This is a genomic window from Limosilactobacillus fastidiosus (assembly GCF_014145505.1).
GTDB classification, from domain to species: domain Bacteria; phylum Bacillota; class Bacilli; order Lactobacillales; family Lactobacillaceae; genus Limosilactobacillus; species Limosilactobacillus fastidiosus.
In genome coordinates this window covers 21,484-28,431 of sequence record NZ_JACIUZ010000030.1, presented here as the reverse complement: position 1 = coordinate 28,431, position 6,948 = coordinate 21,484, and the positions used below count along the sequence as shown (strand labels likewise).

Genomic DNA, 6,948 nt, shown 5'->3' with positions numbered 1-6,948 from the left:
CTCTAATTCAAATTAATTAAGCGAATTGACTTCGCAAATGTTTTTGCTTCAAATCGTAATGATTGAAGACCCTACACATTTGATTCGTCGAAACTTTGTTCAGTTTTCAAAGGTCTACCTTGACTAAGCTTTAGCAGCCAGTCAACGATTTAATTATATCAGATGCTCGTTTTAGTGTCAATAATTAATTTAAATATTTTTCAAATTAATTTATTTTACTAATTTATCAAGCAACTTTTATATTATATAGTCTTTTACTTAGCTAGTCAAGAACTATTTTTAATAATTCATCTCAACTAGCAATTATTATTATAACTTTATTCAAAATGGTTGTCAATATAATATGATATTTTTTTCATATTATATTATGACGACCTAAAATCATAATACCAAAGTTATTCAAATTGGTATAGTTGATTTGAATAACTTATTATTAAAGACAACAATTAAATACTATATAGTTTTTCCTTCTAATTTGCAAGGAAAAATTCAAATTAATTCTAAAAAATTGACGTCATATATTCTTTCTGCAATGATAGTTTCAAAACTAAATCTCCCAACTAATCAGGAAAAGAGATGTTAAATATCAAGATTGCAATTAGTAGTGATAATCACCTAGATGTTAATAGAATAAATAGTCAAGAAGCTATTCACTTTCAGGCAAACTGGCTCAGTCAAAACAAAATTGACTATTACCTATTTGCTGGTGACCTCTTTAACGATTTTTCAAAAACAAATCACTACTTTGATCAATTACAGCAACTAATACCGAACATCAGAGTTTACTATGTTGCTGGTAACCACGATCTATTAAACAATATTAGCTTCATTGAAGCAGAAGCTCTGCATTCTCCTTTATATCTTCATAACCGGTTTATTGATATTCCAAATAGCAATTGGCGGATAATTGGAAATAATGGTTGGTATGATTATTCTTTTTCAAATTACCACGATCGGATTAAAGAAGTTCAAAGATGGAAAAATGTATTTTGGCTCGACAGTTCTATTGAGCAACCTATTTCTGATCAGGAAAGGATGCAAAGAGTTCTTAATCAAGTAAAGCATCAGCTCTTTCTTGCCAAGCAAGATCATAAAAGGGTGATCTTTATCACTCACTTTGCGCCTCAACATGAGCTCCTTTCACCTAAACCACAAGTTGTTAATACTCCACGAAAAGAAAAAATTTACCAAATGGTCAATGCAATGATGGGTAGTGATCGTCTCGGAAAGGTAATAGAAGATTCTGGCATAGTTAAATCAACTTTCTACGGTCACCTCCATGGAGTCCATCCCCCACTCACTCGTCATAATGTGACCTACTTTAATCAAGCAGTAGGTGTTAATAATAAGCGAATCAATGAATGGCAAACGGATAACTTCTTCGAACAATGGACGTCAACAATTCGGATAATCAATCTTTCATAATCTTTATACTAAAAAACGCTATTCTCAGATATTCACCTGAAAATAGCGTTTAATTAATTCTACTTTTGGATACGGAGCTTAGACTTTATCATTTCTCCATATTATATCGGCAATCTTCTTCGTTATTTTCCCTCTCTTACTCTCTTAAATATATCTATTTTTCGTAAGACGGTCAATTATATTAGTTTTCCTCATTAATAAAAGGCCTCTATTATTCTTTAAAACTAGTCATCATCGTCCATATAATAGAGATCAGCAAATTTCTTATCAGCTTGTTGCTGAGCTGTATCCTTGTTTTGGTAGTAGACACCATCAGTCCAGAAGCCAGCTCCTCCAGCAGTAACTAAGACTTTAACTTCCTTACCATTAATTGTTTCGGTGTGAACCGCAAAAGAACTACCATCCCCAGCATTTTGGCACCAACCACGGATATTCAAGTAATGAAGACCATGAAGATCGATAAATTTTCCACTAACCCAATCTTCAGTAGCATCTTGAACTGACCGATTCATAGTTTGATCTCCCGAAAGAAAACTAGGATTTTGCTTATAAATATAAGAAGTATTTCCATCACTAGTAAGGGTGTTTTTCCCAAATGTAATCGTGCTATTGCTATCATGATCAGCGCTATACCAAGTTCCCTGCATTTCTGTTGGTACTGTTACTTTTCCCTCACGACCATATTGATGACTTGTTGTATCTCCATTACTGGAAGTTTCGGCACTTTCGGTACGCTTATCAACCACTTGGGCACTCTTTGCTAAATTACCAACTAATTTTGCTTGTCCTTTATCGTTAATGTACTTAACCATGTCCTGCTTACTAACTGTCGCTATCTTATTACTAGTTTTACCTACTTTAACATTTTGGTAAAGATTAACGTCGTCGTTATCAATGGTATAAATCAATCCAGTTGACTTGCCACCCGTTGTTACATCATAGGCAACTCCCTGACCATTATCACTTAATTTATACTTACTAGTCGGGTAAAGATTAACTTTAAGCCCTTGTCTTTCCGCCTTCTTTGTCATAGACGCCCAATCATTACCGTACTTATTTCCCGCATAAGCAGCAACTAAACTAACGGATTGTTGCGGTGATAAGTTATCCGCACTCATCTTTTCACTACTTTTTATTGCTAATAGGCTACTAGATGAAGCCGCGTTTTCTGAATCTTGCGATTTACTAGCCCGTTGGGTACCGCACCCAGCAAGTAATAGTGCTAACCCCGCAACCATTAGTTTACTAACATTCTCCCTTTTCAAATTTAAAGCCTCCAATAGTAATTATTGTCACTAGTATACTCCTACCATTAGCTTTCAACACAATACTTCTGATATCTCATCGTTGATCCCAAATAATAATTAATTCCCCAATTTGCCGTCCCCGATTGCGCGAGATGAGCAATAAATGAACCATATATTTTTTCACGATAGTTACGTGGGATCCTTTGCCAAGCTTTAACATCCTTAATTTTCCCGGCTCTAATCAAATCCGTAAATTTGCCACCAACTCGATAACTCTTTGGTGCCCGATAAAGTTTTTTCGCCCGTTGACGAAGGGCATTATCGCGTGGTTGCTGGACATCAAGGTAGCGATGAGTTTTTTGAAAACGGGGATATACAAAGTAATTGCCATGAGGGATCCCGTAATTAAATGACTCAGTGTTGGCCACTGCTTCCAATTCTTTAACTGAATAATTTGTTGGATCACTATCAATCCTTCCCGTTTCTGTCAACTTATACGTATTCCACTCACTCACGAATTCTTCATTATCAATATTAATGATAAATTCAATCATTCGAGCCGGATTATGATGGAGGCGCCATGAATTCCTCGTTAATTGGATTTTCATGTTCTTCGGATATCGGTACTGATTTTGTATCCGATTATGATAACCACTATCAGTTTCATAATCCAATCGCAATCTATGTTCCTGAGCAAAATTTAAAAGACGCTGAAAGTCAGTCTTGCCAGGATACTGGCGAATATAATTTAGGTAAAACAAGTCAAGGTAGCTCCGAAAAAGATGAAGTTTTCTCCCTAGTTCATCTTCTTTTAGCCCTTTAGGTGTCTGGTAAGCATCAATCACTAACTGACGAAATGCAGCAAAGAACGGCGATACTGGTATAATCTCCAAATCTAAATATGCCGGTCCAATTTGAAGGAAACCATACTGGTCAAATTCCGCGTGAAACTCGTCGTTGATTACCCGTTGAAGCCGTTGTTTAGGTGGCAAATTTGTATTCAAAATTTCAATCAATTGCTTTACTTTCTCATTCATACGAATCACCTCTCGATCTTAAAAAGATTAATTCTAATTTAACCTTAAAACAAGAAGATTATGTAGTTAAGAGTTAAAATAATTAATAATACTAAAGCTAATTAATACTTTTTAAAAGATATAAAGTATAATTGTTTACAGGAGGGAATTAGAATGTCATTAATGCAAAATACTTCAGAAATTAGTAAAACTAACCAACAGGTATACTTGATCACCTTAATCCGTAATAGTCCTGATTTGCCAATGTACATTGATAATATGATTTATGAATCAACCCAATCAGGTCAAAAATTCATGGAGAAGTTAGTGGCAGCCTTTTCGCGTGCTGGCTATCGTGATACAAAAGTCGATAATGACCATTACAAACTAACTAATGGTCTCGATAAGATTTCACTATCTGGAAAACTAGAAGATATATTTAAAGATTAAAGTACTAAAAGCTTAGGAGATTGATATTGTCTCCTAAGCTTTTAAAATTTTTAGGGAATTTGAGTTAAATATAAAAGATATTAATAGCCAATTAAATCAGTTAACCATGCATTTACTTTTCCCCTAGGATAGAAAAAAGTAAAAATTTGCGTTACCCCTTTTAAAAACTTCATTCTTGAGAATGGTCAATAGATGCTCTAACCCCCAATTCTACAAAAAGCTAAATTCAGCCTTTCCCTCATCTTTGATGTTATAGTAAAGGCACAAAGTTGTTATTGTCTTATTTAAGTAAGGAGGGATACTTATGCGAGCCTTTACTCATGATGAATTAGCAAAGTACGACGGTCTTGAAGGTCGTCCAGGTTACATTGGTGTCAACGGAAATGTGTATGATGTTTCCGAAGTTCCAGAGTGGCAAGGCGCTGAAGTTCACGGAAGTGTCGTCGGTCACGATTTATCCAGTGTTATCTACCAGGAAGCCGCTCAGAAATATTCGCCGATTTCTAAGCTCCCTTTGATTGGAAAATTAATTGATTAAAATATACAAAATAGAGCTCCAAAGTTGGATTCCCTAGCTTTGGAGCTTATTTATATAATAATATATACTATTTTTCTGTGTTAACCACGGTAAAACGTTCACGATGAAACTTAGGGGCAACAATTTCACTAACGACAACTTCTGCTAGTGTCCCGGTCGTTACTTTTGATTCGCCCTGATCATTAAACATTAATTCGTCTTTACCAAGTTGATAGTCAGAAACTGGACCTGGTTCAAAACTAGCAGCAGGAGAAATACCAACCCAATCAACGTCTGTAATTGCTTCTAGGTATCGGAGTTCCTTTACTTGTTGCCGTGGGGTATTAATCCACGACCCAGAATTAGGTAGCTTCTCAATATCTTCAATAAACAAATGTTGATCGTCACCTGTATGAAGACTACCGGCGCCAAGAATAAAGATTAACCTAATCTTATCTTTTCGTGCAAGGTTAATTAGTTTTTCAGCAAGTTTAAGATGTCGTTCTGCATTTGCTGGGTTAGTCCCAAACGCATCAACGATTACGTCAAAACGGGATAATACACTATCAGTCATAGAAAAGATATCACCACTGATAAGTCGTGCATCGCTCCCAAGTACTTTCTTCGCTTTTCCTTCGTGACGAACAATTCCAGTTACATCCAGGCCTGGTTGTGTTGCAGCTAATTTATATATTGCACTACCGGCCATTCCAGAAGCACCAATTATTCCGACCTTGATCATTATATATCTCTCCTCATTCTATAATTATTTTTATAATAACTTTATCATGAGGATTGAAGATTACCAAAGAAAAAGCATTACTTTAATTTTTGCCCTTCTTCCTGAAGTTCTTTCAACCACTTATCATGCTTCTCTTCAAACTTCCGATCACGCTTAATAAAGAAGTAAGCAACTGCGGCAAGAACAGCAATGACTGTACCAACAAGGAGCGTCTTGGAAGTAAAGTTAGTGATCATATAGCATGAAACTAACAGTGCCAATCCGGGGATCCAATATTTCCCTGGTAATTTAAAGCCGTGCGTTGGGTACTCGTTACTATGTTTAAACTTAATGACCGCCAGAATTGTTGGTACATACTGAATGAATGATGCCAAAACAGTACAATTAACAAGGAAAAGGTAACTCTGAGTAGAAAACAAAGCTGAAAGAATTGAGGTCAGAATGATCCCAACCCACGGAGCGTCATGTTTATTCTTCTTACCAACAAACTTTGGTAACATCCCGTGTTCGTTCGCCATCGAGGCAATCAAAGAAGGTGTATTAAATGAAGCAGAGAAGGCAACTCCAAAGATACTTATAAGCATCCCGAAGATAATAATAGCATAGCCCCACTTACCGATGGCAGTACCAAGCGCATTGGCCAATGGTGTTGAATAACTACCCAATTTGATTCCAGAAAGACCGACAGCAACCGTCATCATTAAAGCATCCAAAATGGTAACGCTCACCATAACCGCAATTAAAACTCGGGGAATGTTCTTTTCTGGATTATTCATTTGCTGGGCAGCGATTGGTAAGAAGGAAAATCCCGTAAATAGGTAAAAGATCGGGGTAAATGCTGAACCAAAATGGTGAAGGAACGGCATTGGTCCCTTAAGTGCTGCTTGCGGAATAATCGGTGTAAAGTTAGCTTTATGGATGAAAAATACTCCAACTGCAATAAAGATAATTAACGTTAGGATCTTTGCGGCTGCTGAAACGTTATTAACGACTTTAACAATGCTTCGCCCATAAAAATTGATCAGAGCGAACAACAAGATCAGCCCTAACGCACCAACGCCATAAACAACCGGATTCTTAAACACCGGCAAGAAACTCTTGAGTGTCGTTAACAAGGCAACAATTTCTGCTGACAAGGTACAACACCCCAAGAACCAAGTAAAGATCCCTAATTCATAACCGGTAAAGCGACCAAAGGCATGGTACGAATAAAGCCATGCAGCCCCTGAACCGGTAAACCGACTCGACATATCAGCGTAACATAACGCAATTAAGGATACTGTAATAGCGGTACAAAGAAGAACCGCTACTGCGGACAAATTCATATACCGATAGATTACAGATGGGAGTAGGAATGTTCCAGACCCAATTACCCCATTAATTCCTAAAAAGTAAATTGAAATAAACGATAGCTTCTTAGGTACTGAATTCTGACTAGCGATAATTATCACCCCATAACAATATAACTTTATTTATATTGTAGTCTTTTTTTAACAAAATTGTAGTCTTTTTTTAACAAAAAATGATTTATTCCCACTGCAACAAGTTCAC

At 36.3% G+C, this 6,948-nt stretch carries 7 protein-coding genes; 3 read left to right on the top strand and 4 right to left on the bottom strand.

What is annotated here, in order from left to right; all coding sequences use genetic code 11:
- Window positions 1-585: 585 nt before the first annotated feature.
- Window positions 586-1,425 (top strand): metallophosphoesterase, encoded by an 840-nt coding sequence (locus H5R64_RS04205; RefSeq protein WP_182581115.1) that lies wholly within the window; start codon window positions 586-588, stop codon window positions 1,423-1,425.
- A gap of 224 nt (window positions 1,426-1,649) precedes the next feature.
- On the opposite strand, the gene H5R64_RS04200 is transcribed toward H5R64_RS04205, so the two are convergent.
- Together H5R64_RS04200 and H5R64_RS04195 are read right to left on the bottom strand one after the other, a co-directional pair.
- On the bottom strand, window positions 1,650-2,663 hold the full coding sequence (locus H5R64_RS04200) for a hypothetical protein (RefSeq protein ID WP_182582918.1): 1,014 nt from the start codon (window positions 2,661-2,663) through the stop codon (window positions 1,650-1,652).
- 74 nt (window positions 2,664-2,737) lie between these two features.
- Entirely contained in the window at window positions 2,738-3,709 is a 972-nt protein-coding gene (locus tag H5R64_RS04195) for a DUF3114 domain-containing protein (protein ID WP_182581113.1), read from the bottom strand.
- A gap of 153 nt (window positions 3,710-3,862) precedes the next feature.
- On the opposite strand from H5R64_RS04195, the gene H5R64_RS04190 reads away from it, so the two are divergent.
- Together H5R64_RS04190 and H5R64_RS04185 are read left to right on the top strand one after the other, a co-directional pair.
- Window positions 3,863-4,138 (top strand): hypothetical protein, encoded by a 276-nt coding sequence (locus H5R64_RS04190; RefSeq protein WP_182581112.1) that lies wholly within the window; start codon window positions 3,863-3,865, stop codon window positions 4,136-4,138.
- Between the two features lie 304 nt (window positions 4,139-4,442).
- Window positions 4,443-4,676 carry a cytochrome b5-like heme/steroid binding domain-containing protein gene (locus H5R64_RS04185; RefSeq protein WP_182581111.1) on the top strand — a complete coding sequence of 78 codons (234 nt, stop codon included), beginning with the start codon at window positions 4,443-4,445 and terminating at the stop codon, window positions 4,674-4,676.
- 67 nt (window positions 4,677-4,743) lie between these two features.
- On the opposite strand, the gene H5R64_RS04180 is transcribed toward H5R64_RS04185, so the two are convergent.
- Both H5R64_RS04180 and H5R64_RS04175 read right to left on the bottom strand, forming a co-directional pair.
- Window positions 4,744-5,397, bottom strand: a complete 654-nt coding sequence (locus H5R64_RS04180; protein WP_182581110.1) for an NAD(P)-dependent oxidoreductase — start codon at window positions 5,395-5,397, stop codon at window positions 4,744-4,746.
- A gap of 77 nt (window positions 5,398-5,474) precedes the next feature.
- Window positions 5,475-6,848: an APC family permease gene (locus H5R64_RS04175; RefSeq protein WP_182581109.1), complete on the bottom strand. Its 1,374-nt coding sequence runs from the start codon at window positions 6,846-6,848 to the stop codon at window positions 5,475-5,477.
- Between the last annotated feature and the right edge of the window lie 100 nt (window positions 6,849-6,948).

Bases quoted from the DNA above. Each gene is read 5' to 3' on its own strand.
- H5R64_RS04195 (WP_182581113.1), bottom strand. From the start codon at position 3,709: ATGAATGAGAAAGTAAAGCAATTGATTGAAATTTTGAATACAAATTTG.
- H5R64_RS04180 (WP_182581110.1), bottom strand. From the start codon at position 5,397: ATGATCAAGGTCGGAATAATTGGTGCTTCTGGAATGGCCGGTAGTGCA.
- H5R64_RS04200 (WP_182582918.1), bottom strand. From the start codon at position 2,663: ATGGTTGCGGGGTTAGCACTATTACTTGCTGGGTGCGGTACCCAACGG.
- H5R64_RS04190 (WP_182581112.1), top strand. From the start codon at position 3,863: ATGTCATTAATGCAAAATACTTCAGAAATTAGTAAAACTAACCAACAG.
- H5R64_RS04185 (WP_182581111.1), top strand. From the start codon at position 4,443: ATGCGAGCCTTTACTCATGATGAATTAGCAAAGTACGACGGTCTTGAA.